General features: G+C 62.6%; 12 protein-coding genes and 1 other RNA gene. 7 read left to right on the forward strand and 6 right to left on the reverse strand.

What is annotated here, in order from left to right:
• The first annotated feature begins 2 nt into the window (after window positions 1-2).
• From VZ068_RS01745 to VZ068_RS01760, 4 genes are all read left to right on the forward strand, one after another.
• A non-coding RNA gene (locus VZ068_RS01745) (sX9 sRNA) lies at window positions 3-76 on the forward strand.
• A gap of 173 nt (window positions 77-249) precedes the next feature.
• The gene (gene aceA, locus VZ068_RS01750) at window positions 250-1545 is read left to right on the forward strand and encodes an isocitrate lyase (RefSeq protein ID WP_349656701.1); all 1296 of its coding nucleotides are present in this window, start codon (window positions 250-252) and stop codon (window positions 1543-1545) included.
• Between the two features lie 194 nt (window positions 1546-1739).
• Window positions 1740-2807 carry a GGDEF domain-containing protein gene (locus tag VZ068_RS01755; protein WP_349656702.1) on the forward strand — a complete coding sequence of 356 codons (1068 nt, stop codon included), beginning with the start codon at window positions 1740-1742 and terminating at the stop codon, window positions 2805-2807.
• A gap of 3 nt (window positions 2808-2810) precedes the next feature.
• A complete protein-coding gene (locus VZ068_RS01760; RefSeq protein ID WP_349656703.1) occupies window positions 2811-5294 on the forward strand; it encodes a putative peptide modification system cyclase in 2484 nt (827 codons plus the stop codon).
• A 77-nt stretch (window positions 5295-5371) separates the two neighbouring features.
• Here VZ068_RS01760 and VZ068_RS01765 read toward each other — a convergent pair whose 3' ends face one another.
• The 6 genes from VZ068_RS01765 to VZ068_RS01790 all read right to left on the reverse strand — a co-directional run bounded on the left by VZ068_RS01765 (window position 5372) and on the right by VZ068_RS01790 (window position 14420).
• The gene (locus tag VZ068_RS01765; RefSeq protein WP_259168546.1) at window positions 5372-5608 is read right to left on the reverse strand and encodes an NHLP-related RiPP peptide; all 237 of its coding nucleotides are present in this window, start codon (window positions 5606-5608) and stop codon (window positions 5372-5374) included.
• A gap of 38 nt (window positions 5609-5646) precedes the next feature.
• A complete protein-coding gene (locus VZ068_RS01770; protein ID WP_349656704.1) occupies window positions 5647-6837 on the reverse strand; it encodes a putative peptide maturation dehydrogenase in 1191 nt (396 codons plus the stop codon).
• Between the two features lie 372 nt (window positions 6838-7209).
• Window positions 7210-9303 (reverse strand): S9 family peptidase, encoded by a 2094-nt coding sequence (locus tag VZ068_RS01775; protein WP_349656705.1) that lies wholly within the window; start codon window positions 9301-9303, stop codon window positions 7210-7212.
• Between the two features lie 101 nt (window positions 9304-9404).
• Window positions 9405-11432: an acetyl/propionyl/methylcrotonyl-CoA carboxylase subunit alpha gene (locus tag VZ068_RS01780; RefSeq protein WP_349656706.1), complete on the reverse strand. Its 2028-nt coding sequence runs from the start codon at window positions 11430-11432 to the stop codon at window positions 9405-9407.
• 203 nt (window positions 11433-11635) lie between these two features.
• Complete coding sequence (locus VZ068_RS01785; protein ID WP_349656707.1) at window positions 11636-13246, reverse strand: carboxyl transferase domain-containing protein; 1611 nt, start codon at window positions 13244-13246, stop codon at window positions 11636-11638.
• A gap of 10 nt (window positions 13247-13256) precedes the next feature.
• Window positions 13257-14420, reverse strand: a complete 1164-nt coding sequence (locus VZ068_RS01790) for an isovaleryl-CoA dehydrogenase (RefSeq protein WP_259168541.1) — start codon at window positions 14418-14420, stop codon at window positions 13257-13259.
• 129 nt (window positions 14421-14549) lie between these two features.
• Here VZ068_RS01790 and VZ068_RS01795 point away from each other — a divergent pair, with 129 nt between their 5' ends.
• The 3 genes from VZ068_RS01795 (at window position 14550) to VZ068_RS01805 (ending at window position 16153) form a co-directional block, all read left to right on the forward strand.
• A complete protein-coding gene (locus VZ068_RS01795; RefSeq protein WP_349656708.1) occupies window positions 14550-15167 on the forward strand; it encodes a TetR/AcrR family transcriptional regulator in 618 nt (205 codons plus the stop codon).
• A gap of 87 nt (window positions 15168-15254) precedes the next feature.
• Window positions 15255-15629: a DNA-binding protein gene (locus VZ068_RS01800; RefSeq protein ID WP_104611827.1), complete on the forward strand. Its 375-nt coding sequence runs from the start codon at window positions 15255-15257 to the stop codon at window positions 15627-15629.
• The gene (locus tag VZ068_RS01805) at window positions 15626-16153 is read left to right on the forward strand and encodes an RES family NAD+ phosphorylase (RefSeq protein ID WP_349656709.1); all 528 of its coding nucleotides are present in this window, start codon (window positions 15626-15628) and stop codon (window positions 16151-16153) included. Before VZ068_RS01800 ends, VZ068_RS01805 begins: the two co-directional genes overlap by 4 nt.
• The last annotated feature ends 1 nt before the right edge of the window (window position 16154 follow it).

The following is a 16154-nucleotide window of genomic DNA, read 5'->3' on the forward strand; positions in this document are numbered from 1 at the left end:
TCATGCAGCTCGTACACTCCGGTTCCTCCGCGCCGTCCGCACCCACCTGACGACTGCTCGCTACGTTCTGGTAGCCGCTCTAATCACCGCATTGCAGCGACACCCATGGTGCCCCTGCACTCCTCACCTCAATGCAGCACACCGCCCGTTGCGCGCAGACGCAACGACGGCCTCGCCATGCCGCATGCCGTGTCATGCACGGCCTTCCTTCCTCGTTCCATCCGTCGTCGCCCTTCAGGAGAACGCAAGATGAGCACCACACTGCAAAGCGCCGAACAACTGCAGCAGGACTGGACCACCAACCCGCGCTGGGCCGGCATCACCCGCAACTACACCGCCGCTGATGTGGTGCGCCTGCGCGGCACCGTGCATGTCGAGCACTCGCTGGCGCGTCTGGGCGCGGACAAATTGTGGAATTCCCTGCATGCCACGCCGTTCGTCAATGCGCTGGGCGCGCTGACCGGCAACCAGGCGATGCAGCAGGTCAAGGCCGGCTTGAAGGCGATTTACCTGTCCGGCTGGCAGGTCGCCGCCGATGCGAACCTGGCCGGGCAGATGTATCCGGACCAGTCGCTGTATCCGGCCGACTCGGTGCCGGCGGTGGTCAAGCGCATCAACAACACCTTGTTGCGTGCCGATCAACTGCATCACGCCGAAGGCAATGACGACATCGACTTCCTGCAGCCGATCGTGGCCGACGCCGAGGCCGGCTTCGGCGGCGTGCTCAACGCCTTCGAGCTGATGAAGGCGATGATCGAAGCCGGCGCGGCCGGCGTGCACTTCGAAGATCAGCTGGCATCGGTGAAGAAGTGCGGCCATATGGGCGGCAAGGTGCTGGTGCCCACCCGCGAGGCGATCGAAAAATTGAACGCTGCGCGCCTGGCGGCCGACGTGCTGGGCGTGCCGACGGTGCTGATCGCACGCACCGATGCCGAAGCGGCCGATCTGATCACCAGCGACGTGGATGCCAACGATCAGCCCTTCACCACCGGGCAGCGCACGGTCGAAGGTTTCTTCAAGACCCGCAACGGGCTGGATCAAGCCATCAGCCGCGGGCTGGCGTACGCACCGTATGCGGATCTGATCTGGTGCGAGACCGGCAAGCCGGACCTGGACTTCGCGCGTGCATTCGCACAGGCCATTCATGCCAGGTTTCCCGGCAAATTGCTGGCCTACAACTGCTCGCCCAGCTTCAACTGGAAGAAGAATCTCGACGATGCCACCATTGCCAAGTTCCAGACCGAGCTGGCGAGCTATGGCTACAAGTTCCAGTTCATCACCCTGGCCGGTTTCCACGCACTCAACTACGGCATGTTCCACCTGGCGCATGGCTATGCGCGCCGCCAGATGAGCGCCTTCGTCGAGTTGCAGCAAGCCGAATTCGAGGCGGCGGAGATGGGCTTTACCGCGGTCAAGCATCAACGCGAGGTGGGCACCGGCTACTTCGATGCGGTGACGCAGGCGATCCAGCAGGGGCAATCGTCCACCACCGCGCTACTCGGCTCCACCGAGGAAGAACAGTTTCACGGCGAGAAGGCGGCCTAACCTGCAGCGGGCCGTCCGCGTTTCGCCACCCCAGGAGGGGGAGAGGGCTCGGGAAACCGGGCCCTTTTTTTTTCGGCAATACCCGACATTCCGTCTCTTTTCCCGAGAGAAAGAGTGTGATCTGGTGCGGGGCCGTGGGGTTCCTGTAGGATTTGCCCACGGGCTAATGGTGCGGGCCGGCCTAAGGAAACGGGATGACTTGCCACAACACTGCAGGCGCAGTTGAGCCGACCGGAAGCGTTGCCAAGACGCTCTCGGACGGGCTGCATGCGTTGATGACCGCTGACGAACTGGCGTTTTTCGCCCGCTTCGGCCGTACCCGTGAGCTTGCCGCAGGCCAGGCGCTGTTCGAGCGCGGTGCGATCGGCACCCAGATGTTCATCGTGGTCAGTGGCCAGATCGACCTGGATTTCGGTGAAGACCTGACGCTCAAGCACCTGGGGCCAGGCGAATTTTTTGGCGAGCTCGGCCTACTCATCGGCGATCACGCGCGCAGTGCCGGCGCCAGCGCATCCATGGACAGCCGCCTGATCGAACTGGCGCACGACGATTTTCAGCGTCTGGTCGACCACGATCCTTCGATGGTCGCGCATTTTCTGCGCCGCTCCATCGTGCGTGTGGTCAACAACGAGCAGCTGCTGATCCGTCAGCTGCGCCGTCGCAACCACGATCTGGAAGCGGCGCTGGACAATCTCTACGTCACCTCGCACCAGCTCAACCACACCGAAGAACTCAGCCGCACCGACGAGCTGACCGGGTTGCACAACCGGCGCGGTCTGGCGCTGTATCTGCAGGAATGTCGCCGCGTCGGCAACGTGCCGGGCGTCGGGCTGATCCTGATCGACTGCGACCGCTTCAAGCGCATCAACGACGAGTTCGGCCATCTGGCCGGCGACCGCGTGTTGCAGAACGTGGCGCATGCCCTGCGTTCGGTCATCGCCGAGGGCGATCTTGCCTGCCGTCTCGGCGGCGACGAATTCTGCGTACTGGTTGCGCAAGGCACCCCGGAGCTGGTGCACCACATCGGCGAGTGCATCGTGCGCGCGGTGGAAGCGCGCCTGTGCAACAACCAGGGCGAGCAGGGCTGCTCGGTCAGCGTCGGCCTGTGCATGATCGATGCGGAGGCGTCCTGGAACGACTGGTACACGCTCGCCGATAGCGCGCTGTATGAAGCCAAGCGGCAAGGCGGCAATGTGCTGGCCATGCACCAAGCGCTCGCACCGCCGCCATCCGGCGCTGCGCCTGCTCCAGAGCATGGCTGAGGCATGAGCGCCCGCACCCACGCACGCAAGGACGCGTCGTCGGAGGCGATGCAGGCCCCGCGTCTTCGTACCTTGCTGTTGACCGACCTATGCGATTCGACCGCGTTGGTCGAACGCATCGGCGACAACGCCGCCGCGGCACTGTTCCGCGAACACGACCGCTTGGTGGTCAAGCTGCAGCAGCAGTGGCGCGGCCGCCTGATCGACCGCTCCGACGGTTTGCTGTTGTTGTTCGACCGCCCGATCGACGGGCTGGGCTTTGCACTGGATTACGCGCGCGGGCTCAAGGCGATGGGCGATGCCCACGCGCTCACCTTGTGCGCGCGCCAGGGCCTGCACGTCGGCGAAGTGCTGACCTGGCGCAACAGCGACGAGGCAGTGAGCATCGGCGCCAAACCGCTGGAAGTCGAAGGTCTGGCCAAACCGACTGCCGCACGCCTGATGTCGATGGCGCGGCCGGGGCAGATCCTGATCTCGGCCGTCGCCGAATCCTTGACCCACCGCGCCGCACGCGAACTGGGCGACCGCGCCGAACGCATCCTGTGGAAGTCCCACGGCCGCTGGCGCTTCAAGGGCGTGCCCACGCCGATGGAGATCTACGAAGTCGGCGAAGTCGGCCTGACCCCCCTGCGCATGCCGAAAAACTCGGCGAAGGCCTGGCGCGATGTGCCGCTGTGGCGCCGGCCGGCGGCGTTGGTTGCCGAGACGGGGGTCATGCTGGCGGTGGGCATCGCGATCTGGTTCTTCATCCGTCCCCAGCCGGCGATCGCGTTCTCCGAACGCGATTGGGTGGTGGTGGGGGACTTGCAGAATGCCTTGAAGGATAGTCGTTACCAAGGCGCTGTTGAGGCAGCCCTACGTACAAGCATTGAGCAGTCGCGTTATATCAATGTGGTTCCCGCGGAACGTGCACAGAATGTTCTTGCCATGATGGGTAAACCTGATCAAAGCATGGACAGGCGCGTGGGTTCTGAGATATCGGAGCGACTAGGCGCCCGGGCACTCCTTTTACCCACAATTTCTGAAGTTGCCGGGAACATTCGAATCGATCTCGAGGTGGTCAATCCGAGAACCTCGGCTACGGTGTTGTCTCTGTCTGCGTCAGGGAAGGGTGCTGACAGTGTCGTGGCATCGATTGGAGATGTAGGTGCGGCACTGCGAAAGTCGCTTGGCGAGCAGCCTGAGTTGATCGAGCGCAGTTCCCTGCCTCTGGAAAAAGTAACAACTCAAAATATAGACGCATTGCGTTCCTTCACCTTAGGGCAAAAGGCTTATGCATTAAAAGATCTGGGTGCCGCCGAACAGTACTTTGCCATTTCGCTCAAACTAGATCCGAGCTTTGCAATGGCAAGAATTGCACTTGCTCGAGTAGCCTACTCACGTACAGACGTTGCTCGTGCTCAAGAGGAAATGCAGCACGCTTTGGATGGAGTGCCGCGCCTGACAAATCGCGAGAGGCTTTATGCGGATGCTCAACTCTCCCTATTTTCAGGTGAAAAAGGCTACGTTCAAAAATGGAAGGCGCTTTCTGATCTCTATCCAGATTTCGATGTTGCCGCATTCAATACAGCGTCAGGGATGCGGCTGGCAAACGACTACGCAGGAATGGCGAAATATAGTCAGCGCGCAGCGAGTCCCCAAGCGGTGACGCTGCCACTTGCAATGCAATACAGAGCAATGGCCAATATGGGGCTAGGGCGCCTCGACTTGGCAAGTGCAGATTGCCTCGCATCCAAGCGAATCGGATTCAAGTACAACTCTGTCGAGTGCGCTCTGATCAAAGCCGCATCGCGCTCGCCTAACGAAGCATTAGTGGAGCTGCGCCCGGTTGCAAAGGAGGAGCGCTTTTTGTCAGTGGCACGTGCTGCTGCGGAGGTGACAGTTTTGGCCGACGCGGGTCGTTGGAGCGAGGCAGCAACTGGAGCCAAAGCTTTAATGACTATGATCGAGTCGCCTAAATTACCCTACGATTGGCTTGCGCGTACTACTTCGTTGGCAGTCGTTGCACATGAGGATGACCAGGCGGCACGCCTCAGCGGAGCTAGAGAATTATTTCGGTTGGCGAAGAAGTCGGTAGAAGGAACTAATGGGCGCACAAGAGAGTGTATCCTTGTCGCTGCGCTTTACTCGGCTTACGTGGCGGTTGGGGAAGGAGATTCATCGCTTGCAGTAGAGGCACTACCGCTTGCTGCCAAGGATGAAGAGTCGTCGCCTTTTTCAACCCTCGGTAATCTTTCCGCTATCTTGAAAGCGAGAATGGAGACTAATTCAGGCCGACCCGCCCACGCGCTCTCGCTCCTTGAAGCGTATTCTGAACCAGCCGCCCTTTCTTTGACCGAGGTGGAGCGCGTCCGCGCTAGGCGTGCGCTTGGAAAGATGGTGAGTCAGTCAGTTGATAATGTTGCGGAAATAAAAAAACGCGCCCGTATTTACGCGGAGTGGTTGCCGGATAGGCCACCTATCATCGATTCATTGCTGCCTCGCTGATAATTTAAATGCATGTTCGAAGCAAAGATTGATGCCTGTTGTGAGGTGAGGCCGAAAAGACGGCCTCACCTGTAGAACTAGCGACGAAAAACGTCAAACCCGCAAGTGTCTTCAATGCGCTTGGCCATTTCATCCAGCCCGGCGTTGATATCTTCCTTGCTAGGGATGTCTACGTGAATCGGCGCTTCGCTTTTCTCGATCTTGAACCCGTACTCCGCAAAGGCTGCGATGGGATCTTTTTCCATTGACGCCCGAAATTCATCGTCTGTAGCAAGTCGTTGTAGGAGGCTCTTTGAGTTTTCCAGCGTAGACATTCAATCCCCTGTAAAAATATTTTTAGAAAATGTTCCGCTCAGTTGAACAATGGTACTGGCAAAAGATGCAGGTTGTTTTTTGAAGAATCAATGACGCCAATGCCATTCGCACCCACCACCATGTTTTTAAGGCTGTCCAAGCCAAGCAGTTTCTCAAGATTGGCGTCATTGACTGCTGCAGTATAGAACGCGCCGAGACCAAGATGTGTGGCTAGAAGGTAAAACGTTTGACTCAGGTGGCCAGAATCGAGTGTGACGGCCCGATAGGCTTTCGGATGATTGCGGTACTTCCAATGATGCCGATCCAGGCGCGCTACGTGGAACACGAGTGCTGCGGCTTCAGCAAAATACGTTTGACCAATGACAAGAGCTTCGGCCAGCTTTCGAGCATCTTCCAAAGCCATTGGTTTAAGGCAGTTGAGATGGTGGTTGCCGCTTTCATAATGGTACAGCCCAGGCTCCACTCCTTCGACGTTCATGATCAACGGATAGGCTTCGATGGGATGAAGAGCCCCTCCGGAAGGACTGGTACGCCTGAGTGCTGTCATCCCAGGGGCAAGATCCTCTTTACCGATGGCCCCGAACGTCAGATGTAGGAGCCTGCTGAACTTGGCTTCGGGTAGTGCAATAGAGCGATCGAAGTGGCGCGTTGTTTTACGCTGTAATAAAACCTCTTCAAAATTATCGGGGCTAAGACATTCAGATAACGCAACCTTATGGGGCCCCACTGGATGCATCGGGAAGTGCGTAGGAATCGCTCCGTGTACAGCAGCATGGCGCATTAACTGTGCCTGCCGATGCTCGATGCCCATGTCTTCAGTTGGGTCAGGCGTCCGCTTGTCGTTCCATCGTGTCATGCCATGATAAAGATGGGCTAATGGGTGCCAGCCGATTTCCTTACGGGTCTTCTCAGCTAAAGTCAGGGTAGCGCTCTTTTCGTCGCTTGCATCATCGGAGAGAAGTGCACCTATTCCAATAAGACGAGAGAGAGAGCCTTCAGGAAGACTCGATTTCGACACGCTACTTCCTTCGATCCAGTCAGCTGGCAACGAAGCAATGAAATAAAGTTCTTCAGCCGTCAATTCGAGTCGCTCGCCTGTGAGTGAGCAGAGTAGGCTGATGGATGTCGCCGGAGCTAGACGCACTACGCCACGAAGGAGGGCACTCAAATCAGGCTGTGTTTGTTCCTCAATCTCGAAAAAGCAAAGACTTCTACGTTTGATCTTCATTGCGCGGGAGGCAGTATCGTGAATTGGGGGGCGTCCATTTTTAGTCTACCTATGCGCCTGGATCAGGGTCATTCCTTCAAGTGCCATCTAACGCATCACTTGCCGCGAGAGTTGATCTTCTGATTTGAGCATGCAGCATCAATCATCCATTCTCCCAGGCAAATTTTCAATCGCTGTCTCTCAGCTGGGCGAAGCAGCGGCGAGTACGAACTTCGTACGCTGCTCGGCGTGGTAACTGCAGTGTCGACCGATAAGGCGGGTGCAATCGTGTTGTGCTGGCACTTAGTTGTCACAATAGAAAAGCCGACGAAGTTTTCGCCGGCTTTTCTGATTGGGGTGTGATGAGCAGCTTAGCTCTTATAGTGAAGGAGCCTACTTCCGAATCGCCTGGGTATGCGTCTTCAATGCATCGCTCAGGCCGGTGACCTTGTCGGCGCCTTCCGGGACGGTGATGCTGGAGCCTTCGAAGTCGGCGCCGATCGGTTGCGCGCGGCCGCCCAGGCATTGGCTCAGGAAGCCTTCGGTCACTGCGTTGAAGGCCTTGCTGTTTTCCGGGCGCTTGAAGCCGTGGCCTTCGTCGGGGAACAGCACGTAGGTGACCGGGATGTTCTTGGCTTTCATCGCGTTGACGATCTGGTCGCTTTCGGCCTGTTTGACGCGTGGGTCGTTGGCGCCCTGGCCGATCAGCAGCGGCTTGCTGATCTTGTCGACGTGGGTGAGCGGGGAGCGTTCGGTCAGCCATTGCTTGCCGGCGACGGTGGCCGGGTCGCCCATGCGCTTGGTCAGCTGCTTGTAGAAGCTGGCCCAGTACGGCGGCACGGTGCCGAGCAAGGTGTTGAGGTTGGCCGGACCGACGATGTCTACGCCGCACTTGAAGCTGTCCGGGGTGAAGGTCATGCCTACCAACGTGGCGTAGCCGCCGTAGCTGCCGCCCATGATGGCGACCTGGTCGGGTTTGGTCACGCCCTGCTTGACCGCCCACTGCACCGCATCGAGCAGGTCGTCGTGCATCTTGCCGGCCCACTCGCCGTTACCGGCGTTGGTAAAGGCCTTGCCGAAGCCGGTGGAGCCGCGGAAATTGACCGACAGCACCGCGTAGCCACGATTGGCCAGCCATTGCTCGTAAGGGCCATAGCCATAGCTGTCGCGCGCCCACGGGCCGCCATGCACGAACAGCACCAACGGCACCGGCTTGGCTGCCTTGCCGTCGTGGTTGGCGTCGGCCTCGGCGGGCAGGGTGAGGTAGCTGACCAGGGTGAGGCCATCGCGCGCGGTCAGCGCCTGCGGCCACATCGGCACCAGCGGCTTGCCCTCGAGTGCAGGGCGGGCTGAAAACAGCTTGCTCAGCTTGCCGCCGTCGGCGCGGTCGTAGCGATAATACGTCGTTGGCGTTTCCGCGGCCGAGTAAGCGACGATCCAGGTGCGGTCATCGAGCGTGCGTGCGGCCACCGCGGCATCGCCGGTACCGAGCGACTTGAGTTTCTGCAGGTCGGCAGCGATCCCGGTATCCAGCGCCTTCCATTCTTCGCGCAGATAATCGGTAGACACTGCCTGTACGGCTCCGGTCTTGCGGTCGCTCAAGGTATCGCCGACGTCGGCCTTCGGGTTTTCGAACAGCAGTGTGCGTGCGTTGCTGGCGGTGTCGATGGCATATAACGCGGAGGTATCGCGGTTGCGCGAATCGCGCATGTACAGCGTCTTGCCGTCGTCGGTCAGTCCCTCGGGCGAGGTGTTGGTGACATCCTCGAACGGAATGCGATCCACGCTCTTCCATGCCTTTCCATCGGGCACCAGCAATTCCCTGCCGGCATCGTCGGTGGCGCGGGTCGCATAGCGCAGCCGGAAGTCGCCATCGAGCAGGTAGCTGTCCAGGCTGTCGGTGTTCTTCTGCACCAGGGTGCGTTTACCCGTGGCCAGGTCGACGCGATACAGATCGTGCCACTTCGCATCGCGGTCGTTCATGCCGACCATGATCGATTCCGGATGGTGCGCGCTGATCGCGGCCACCTCGGCATTGGTCTTCTGGAAGGGGGTGAGATCCTTGCTGCTGCCATCGCTCAGGTTGACCGAGAACAGATGGAAATCCTCGTCGCCGCCATTGTCGCGCAGGTACAACAAGGTGTCGGTGTGATAGGTCCAGAAATAGTTGCGGATGCCGCGCGCGGTGTCCTTGGTGATCGCATGCGCCTGATCCGGTGCATCCACCGGCGCGACCCAGACGTTGAGCACGCCATCCAGCGGGGCCACCCAGCTGAGGTACTTGCCATCCGGGCTGATGCTGACGTTGGCGCGCTCCGGATTGCCGAACAGCGCATCGCGGGTGATCAGCTCAGGCGCGGTGACCGGTGCGGGCGCGGCCGTGGGCGTCTGCGCGGCGGTTGCCGCGGTGCTGGTGGGTGGAGCGGTCTTGTCGCTGCAGGCGGACAACGCCAGCAGCATGCTGGAAACGAGAAGCAGGCGTTGCATGAAAGCCTCCGGTGGGAATCGCGGCCAATCCAGCCGATCCGGCCACGCTACGTGCAGTACCGAGGCGTGCGGACGTGCCGTTGGTCACCCTGCCGGGGGGGCTACGCTTTCGCGGACACGAATTCCACCAACAAGGCGCCATCGGCGACCAGATCGCCTTCGGCCACCAGGTAGGCCTGTACCGTGCCGTCGCTGGGGGCGTGCAAGGTGTGCTCCATCTTCATCGCTTCCATGACCACCAGCGCCTGCCCGCGCGTCACCGTTTCGCCGACCGGCGCGGTCAGCGCCACGATGCGGCCGGGCATCGGGGCAGTCAGGCCGCCGCCGGCATGCGCCGGTTGATCGGCCTCCACCAGGGCATCGTGATGACGGAAGAGCGCACTGTGCCTGCCATCGCGCAAGGTCACCGCAGCGCCGTCGTGCAGCGCCTGTACGCGCCATTGCCGGCCGTCCAGCTCCACGCGCAACCCGTCGTCCTGCACGTGATACCGCAGCAGGTGGGTGGCATCGGCGGACCTCACCTCCCAGCCATCGGCGAGCGGACGCAACGCAAGTGCGCGGCGTTCGCCGGCGGCCTCCAGCGTCACGCTACGCGCTGCATGCAGGCCGATGCGCCATCCGTCGCGGTTCTGCCACGGCGAGTACGGATCGGCCGGATCGTTGCGGGCAAGTGGCGCCTGTTCGGCAAGTAGCACCGCGGCCAGGCACCACCATGCAGGTTGCGGTGCGGTTGCCTGCGGAAACAGCGCCGCCTGCTCGCGTTCGATCAGCGCGGTATCCAGATCGGCAGTCGCAAACGCATGAGTGCCGACCAGCCGCGCAAGGAAGGCGCTATTGGTGGTCACGCCCACTGCATGCACCTGCGCAAGCGCCTCGCGCATGCGTGCCAGTGCCGCCGGGCGGTCGATGTCCCAGACGATGAGCTTGGCGATCATCGGGTCGTAGTAAGGGCTGATGGTGTCGCCTTGCTCCACACCTGCGTCGATCCGCACATGCGCGCTGGTGGCCGGCAGCTGCAGCTGGCGCAGGGTGCCGGTAGAAGGCAGAAAACCGCGGTCGGCATCTTCGGCATACAGGCGTGCTTCCAGCGCATGGCCGTGGATGCGCAGCGCCTCCTGGCGTTGCGGCAACGGCCCGCCTGCGGCCACGCGCAGTTGCCATTCGACCAGATCGGTGCCGGTGATCAACTCGGTGACCGGGTGCTCCACCTGCAGCCGGGTGTTCATTTCCATGAAATAAAAATCGCCATCCGGCCCGGCGATGAACTCCACCGTGCCGGCGCCGACGTACCCCACCGCGCGCGCTGCATCCACGGCCGCCTTGCCCATCGCCGCACGACGTTGTTCGGTCATGCCCGGTGCGGGCGCTTCTTCCAGCACCTTCTGGTGCCGGCGCTGTACCGAGCAGTCGCGTTCGAACAGATACACCGCCTCGCCATGCGTATCGCCAAATACCTGGATCTCGATATGTCGCGGACGCTCGACGTATTTCTCCACCAGCACATGCGCATTGCCGAACGCCGATTGCGCCTCGCGCTGGCAACTGGCCAGTGCCTCCTCGAACGCGGCGCCGGCATCGACCCGGCGCATGCCCTTGCCGCCGCCACCGGCGCTGGCCTTGATCAGGACCGGGTAGCCGATGGCATCGGCTTGCGCACGCAGAAACGCGGGCGCCTGTTCGGGCCCGTGATAACCCGGCGTCAACGGCACGCCCGCACGTTCCATCACCGCCTTGGCCGCGCTCTTGTCGCCCATCGCGCGAATCGCGCTTGCCGGCGGGCCGATAAACACAACGCCGGCCTGCGCGCAGGCCTCGGCAAACGCGGCATTTTCAGACAGGAATCCGTAACCCGGATGAATCGCCTCGGCGCCACTGACGCGTGCCGCATCGAGAATCGCATCGCCGCGCAGGTAGCTCTGCTGCGCCGGTGCCGGGCCGAGATGGATCGCTTCGTCGGCCAGGCGCACATGCCGCGCATCGCGGTCTGCGTCCGAATACACCGCCACCGTGGCGATGCCGAGCCTGCGGCAGGTTGCAATGATGCGGCACGCGATCTCGCCGCGATTGGCGATCAGGATCTTGGCGAAGGGCCGCTGCGGTGATGTGGCGATCGAGTCGTGCTGTGTCATCGGGTCGGTCTCTGCACATCGCCGGCGTGGCCGGCACTCGTGCGATTAAGGTCGTGCGATTGAATGCGCGGATGTGGTGCGGACTACAAGCGGCAAGAGCGACGCAGACGCTGGAGACCGACCGGATGCCGTCATCGGGTCCCACACGCTGCACGCGCGGTGATGGAGCGACCGCTGCACACAGCGCCAGGGCGCGTTGCCTCTCACATGCGAAACACGCCAAAACGCGTTGGCTCGATCGGCGCATTCAACGCCGCCGACAAGCCCAGGCCCAGCACGCGACGGGTATCGGCCGGGTCGATGATGCCATCGTCCCATAGCCGTGCGCTGGCGTAGTAAGGATGGCCTTGCTGTTCGAACTGCGCGCGGATCGGCGCCTTGAAGGTGTCTTCGTCGTCGCCGGACCATGCGCCGCCCTTGGCTTCGATGCCGTCGCGGCGCACCGTGGCCAACACGCTGGCCGCCTGCTCGCCGCCCATCACGCCGATGCGCGCGTTGGGCCACATCCACAGGAAATTGGGCGAATACGCGCGGCCGCACATGCCATAGTTACCGGCACCGAACGAGCCGCCAATCACCACCGTGAACTTGGGCACCTTGGCGCAGGCCACCGCCATCACCAGCTTGGCGCCATCCTTGGCGATGCCGCCATGTTCGTACTTGCGCCCCACCATGAAGCCGGTGATGTTCTGCAGGAATACCAGCGGAATCCCGCGCTGCGTGCACAGCTCGATGAAGTGCGCGCCCTTGAGCGCCGACTCGGAGAACAGGATGCCGTTGTTGGCGATGATGCCCACCGGGTAGCCGTGCAGGTGCGCAAAGCCGGTGACCAGGGTGCTGCCATAGCGCGGCTTGAATTCGTCGAACTGCGAGTCGTCGACAATGCGTGCGATCACTTCGCGCACATCGAACGGCTTGCGCGTATCGGCGGGGATCACGCCATACAACTCGTCGGCGGCATGGCGCGGCGGCAACGGTGCCTGCATCGCCAGCGATGCAGGCGGCTTGCGCCAGTTGAGCTGCGCGATGATGGCGCGCACGCGGGCCAGGGCCTGCAGGTCGTTGTCGGCGAAGTGATCGGCCACCCCGGAGATGCGCGTATGCACATCGGCACCGCCGAGTTCTTCGGCACTGACTTCTTCGCCGGTGGCCGCCTTGACCAGTGGTGGGCCACCGAGAAAGATCGTGCCTTGCTCGCGCACGATCACCGTCTCATCGCTCATCGCCGGCACGTAGGCACCGCCGGCGGTGCAAGAGCCCATCACGCAGGCGATCTGCGGGATGCCTTGCGCCGAGAGGTTGGCCTGGTTGTAGAAGATGCGCCCGAAGTGATCGCGGTCAGGAAACACTTCATCCTGCAGCGGCAGGAATGCGCCGCCGGAATCGACCAGGTAGATGCACGGCAAGCGGTTCTGTTGGGCGATTTCCTGCGCGCGCAGATGCTTCTTCACCGTCATCGGGTAATAGGTGCCGCCCTTGACGGTGGCATCGTTGGCCACGATCACGCATTCCACGCCAGACACGCGGCCGATGCCGGCCACCACGCCCGCACACGGCACCTGATCGTCATACAGGCCATGCGCCGCCAATGGCGCGATTTCCAGCAGCGCACTGCCCGCGTCCAGTAGCGCGTCGATACGTGCGCGCACCAGTAGCTTGCCGCGTGCGACATGCTTTTGCCGTGCAGCCTCGCTGCCGCCGAGCGCGGTTTGCGCCAGGGTGCGACGCAAGTCATCGACCACCGCGCGCATCGCTGCGGCATTGGCCTGAAAGCTGTCGCTGCTGACCTGCAGCTGGCTGGTGATCACGCTCATGATGGCTCCGTCAGGCAGTGCGTTCGAACAGCTCGCGGCCGATCAACATACGGCGGATCTCCGAGGTGCCCGCACCGATCTCGTACAGCTTCGCATCGCGCCACAAGCGCCCGGTGGGATAGTCGTTGATGTAGCCGTTGCCGCCCAGCACCTGGATCGCCTGGCCGGTGAGCCAGGTCGCCTTTTCGGCCGCGTACAAGATCGCCCCGGCTGCATCCTGGCGCGTGGTGCGCCCCGCATCGCAGGCGCGCGCCACCGCATACACATACGCGCGGCAGGCATTGAGCCCCACGTACATGTCGGCCAGCTTGGCCTGCATCAACTGGAAGGTGCCGATCGGCTCGCCGAACTGCTTGCGCTCATGCACATACGGCAGCACCACATCCATCGCGGCGGCCATCAGCCCAAGCGGCCCACCGGCCAGCACCACGCGTTCGAAATCCAGCCCGGACATCAGCACGCGCACACCGCCGTTGAGCGTGCCCAGCACGTTTTCGGCCGGCACTTCGCAATCGGTGAACACCAGCTCGCAGGTGTTGGAGCCGCGCATGCCCAGCTTGTCGAGCTTCTGCGCGGTCGAAAACCCGGGCATGCCCTTTTCGACGATGAACGCGGTGATGCCGCGTGCGCCCGCATCCGGGTCGGTCTTGGCGTACACCACCAGCACGTCGGCATCGGGGCCATTGGTGATCCACATCTTGCTGCCGTTGAGCACGAAGCGGTCTCCGCGCGCGTCGGCGCGCAGCTTCATCGACACCACGTCCGAGCCGGAACCGGCTTCGCTCATCGCCAATGCGCCGACATGCTCGCCGCTGCAGAGTTTGGGCAGGTAGCGTTGCTTCTGTTCTTGACTGGCGTTCTTGCGCAGCTGGTTGAGGCACAGGTTGGAATGCGCCCCGTAGGACAGCCCGATGGCGCCGCCGGCGCGCGAGATTTCTTCCATCGCCACCACATGCGCCAGGTAGCCCATGCCGCTGCCGCCGTAGTCTTCTTCCACGGTCAGCCCGAGCAGGCCCTGTTCGCCGAACAGGCGCCACAGTTGCGACGGGAACACATTATCGTGATCGGCCGCAGCGGCGAGCGGGGCGATATGGTGACCGGCGAACGCGGCGACGCTTTCGCGCAGCAGATCGATCTCTTCACCAAGCTCGAAGTTCAAGGACGGCACATGCATGCAGCAACTCCACAAGGATCGGGACGTGCCGGGTGGGAGCGGGCGGGCCGCACGGCGTATGTGGGGCAGCCTAGCGGTCCGCGACAAAAAAGTGAACTAAAATTCAACTATTGAACCAAGAATCACACCATGGCTTATCGACGCTCCGCCCTGATGGAAGAACGCCTGGCCGGCAACCGCGAACGCATCCTGCACGCGGCCCGTGCCCTGATCGCCGAAGGCGGCTATCGCAACGCCCCGATCACCGCGGTCGCGGCTGCCGCCGGCGTCTCGACCGGGCAGATTTATCGGCATTTCCCCTCCAAAGCCGAGCTTTTCGTCGAAGTTCTCGACGCGGCGGTGCAGCGCGAGATGACCATCCTGCGCGCCATCACCACCACCGAGGCCAGTGCGGCCGAGCGCCTGCGCAGCGCGATTGCCACCTTCGTGCGGCGGGCGCTGGCCGGCCCGGCGCTGGCCTACGCCTTCATCGCCGAGCCGGTGGAAAGCGAGGTGGATGCCGAACGTATCCGCGGCCGTCGCCTGTTTGGCGAGGTGTTCCGGCAGCTGCTGGCCGAAGGCGTGGCAGCCGGGGAGTTCCCCGAGCAGTCGCTGGACGCGGCCGCGGCCTGCATCGTCGGCGCCTTCACCGAAGCCCTGGTCGGGCCGATTGCGCCAAGCCGGGGCGACCCGCAGCAGGGCGAGCACTTGGTGGAAGCGATCTGCGGCTTCTGTCTTCGCGCCGTCGGCGCACCTGCCCCGGGCTGACACTGCACTGACCATGTGTCTGGCTGTGCTGGATCAAGGTAAATTACTGTGCATATACTGTGCACACCCCTTGTCGAGGCACATGTCATGGTCGCCGTCCTCAATCCCCTGTCCCTGACCGAGCGGCTGCGCGCGCCCGATCGCACCATCCTCTCGCCGTCCGCGATGGCAGGTCTGCTGGAGTTGTCGCAGCAGGAGCTGGCCGAGCTGGCCGGCGTGCATCGCAACAGCCTGCGCGTGCATCCGGAGAGTCCGCGTGTGCAGGATCTGCTGCGCAACCTGTCGCGCCTGTTGGTGGCGATGGCGCAGATTCAACCGGACGAGCAACAGCTGGTGTTCCATCTCAAAAACACACCGATCCCCGCGTTCGAATTCGCCACGCTGCTGGAGGTGGTCAAGCAAGGCCGCACCGACGATGCGCTGACGTATCTGCGGACCGTCGCCGCCGGGGCCGCGGGTTGAGGCTGAGCGCCCCGGCGCATTGCACGTTGTATCGCGCCTTCACGCCGCGCTGGGCCGCCGAACCGCTGAGCGGCGCAGGTGCCGCGCGATCCGGCGGGCGCTTCAATCGCTTCGGTCAGCCGGCGCTGTATCTGGCCATGGAACTGGACACCGCCGCCGCCGAATATGCGCAGGCGGCGCCGTTCCTGCCGCCGTTTACGCTGGTTAGCTATGCCGCCGAGTTGCCGGCACTGGCCGACCTGCGCCTGCTCGACTCGGATTGGGACGCGCTATGGGCCGACTGGACCGACGACTGGCGCAAGGCCCTGGTCAACAAGGTCGAACCGGTCAGCTGGGTGCTCGGCGATATGCTGCGCGAGGCGCTGATTCCCGGGGTGATCTTCCCGAGCATCGCGGCGCCCAAGGGCGTCAACGTGGTGCTGTTCCTGGACATGCTGCAGCCCGACCAGGTGCTGCATGTGCTTGACGACGGCCGTCTGCCGCGCGATGGCCGCAGCTGGGGCGACCCGCCGACTGTGGTGTAGT

It is taken from the genome of Xanthomonas sp. 10-10 (genome assembly GCF_040182365.1).
GTDB classification, from domain to species: Bacteria; Pseudomonadota; Gammaproteobacteria; order Xanthomonadales; family Xanthomonadaceae; genus Xanthomonas; species Xanthomonas arboricola_F.

Bases quoted from the DNA above. Each gene is read 5' to 3' on its own strand.
- VZ068_RS01765 (WP_259168546.1), bottom strand. From the start codon at position 5,608: ATGTCTACGCTGGAAAACTCAAAGAGCCTCCTACAACGACTTGCTACA.
- VZ068_RS01775 (WP_349656705.1), bottom strand. From the start codon at position 9,303: ATGCAACGCCTGCTTCTCGTTTCCAGCATGCTGCTGGCGTTGTCCGCC.
- VZ068_RS01770 (WP_349656704.1), bottom strand. From the start codon at position 6,837: ATGAAGATCAAACGTAGAAGTCTTTGCTTTTTCGAGATTGAGGAACAA.
- VZ068_RS01780 (WP_349656706.1), bottom strand. From the start codon at position 11,432: ATGACACAGCACGACTCGATCGCCACATCACCGCAGCGGCCCTTCGCC.
- VZ068_RS01755 (WP_349656702.1), top strand. From the start codon at position 1,740: ATGACTTGCCACAACACTGCAGGCGCAGTTGAGCCGACCGGAAGCGTT.
- VZ068_RS01800 (WP_104611827.1), top strand. From the start codon at position 15,255: ATGGTCGCCGTCCTCAATCCCCTGTCCCTGACCGAGCGGCTGCGCGCG.
- VZ068_RS01790 (WP_259168541.1), bottom strand. From the start codon at position 14,420: ATGCATGTGCCGTCCTTGAACTTCGAGCTTGGTGAAGAGATCGATCTG.
- aceA (WP_349656701.1), top strand. From the start codon at position 250: ATGAGCACCACACTGCAAAGCGCCGAACAACTGCAGCAGGACTGGACC.
- VZ068_RS01760 (WP_349656703.1), top strand. From the start codon at position 2,811: ATGAGCGCCCGCACCCACGCACGCAAGGACGCGTCGTCGGAGGCGATG.
- VZ068_RS01785 (WP_349656707.1), bottom strand. From the start codon at position 13,246: ATGAGCGTGATCACCAGCCAGCTGCAGGTCAGCAGCGACAGCTTTCAG.
- VZ068_RS01795 (WP_349656708.1), top strand. From the start codon at position 14,550: ATGGCTTATCGACGCTCCGCCCTGATGGAAGAACGCCTGGCCGGCAAC.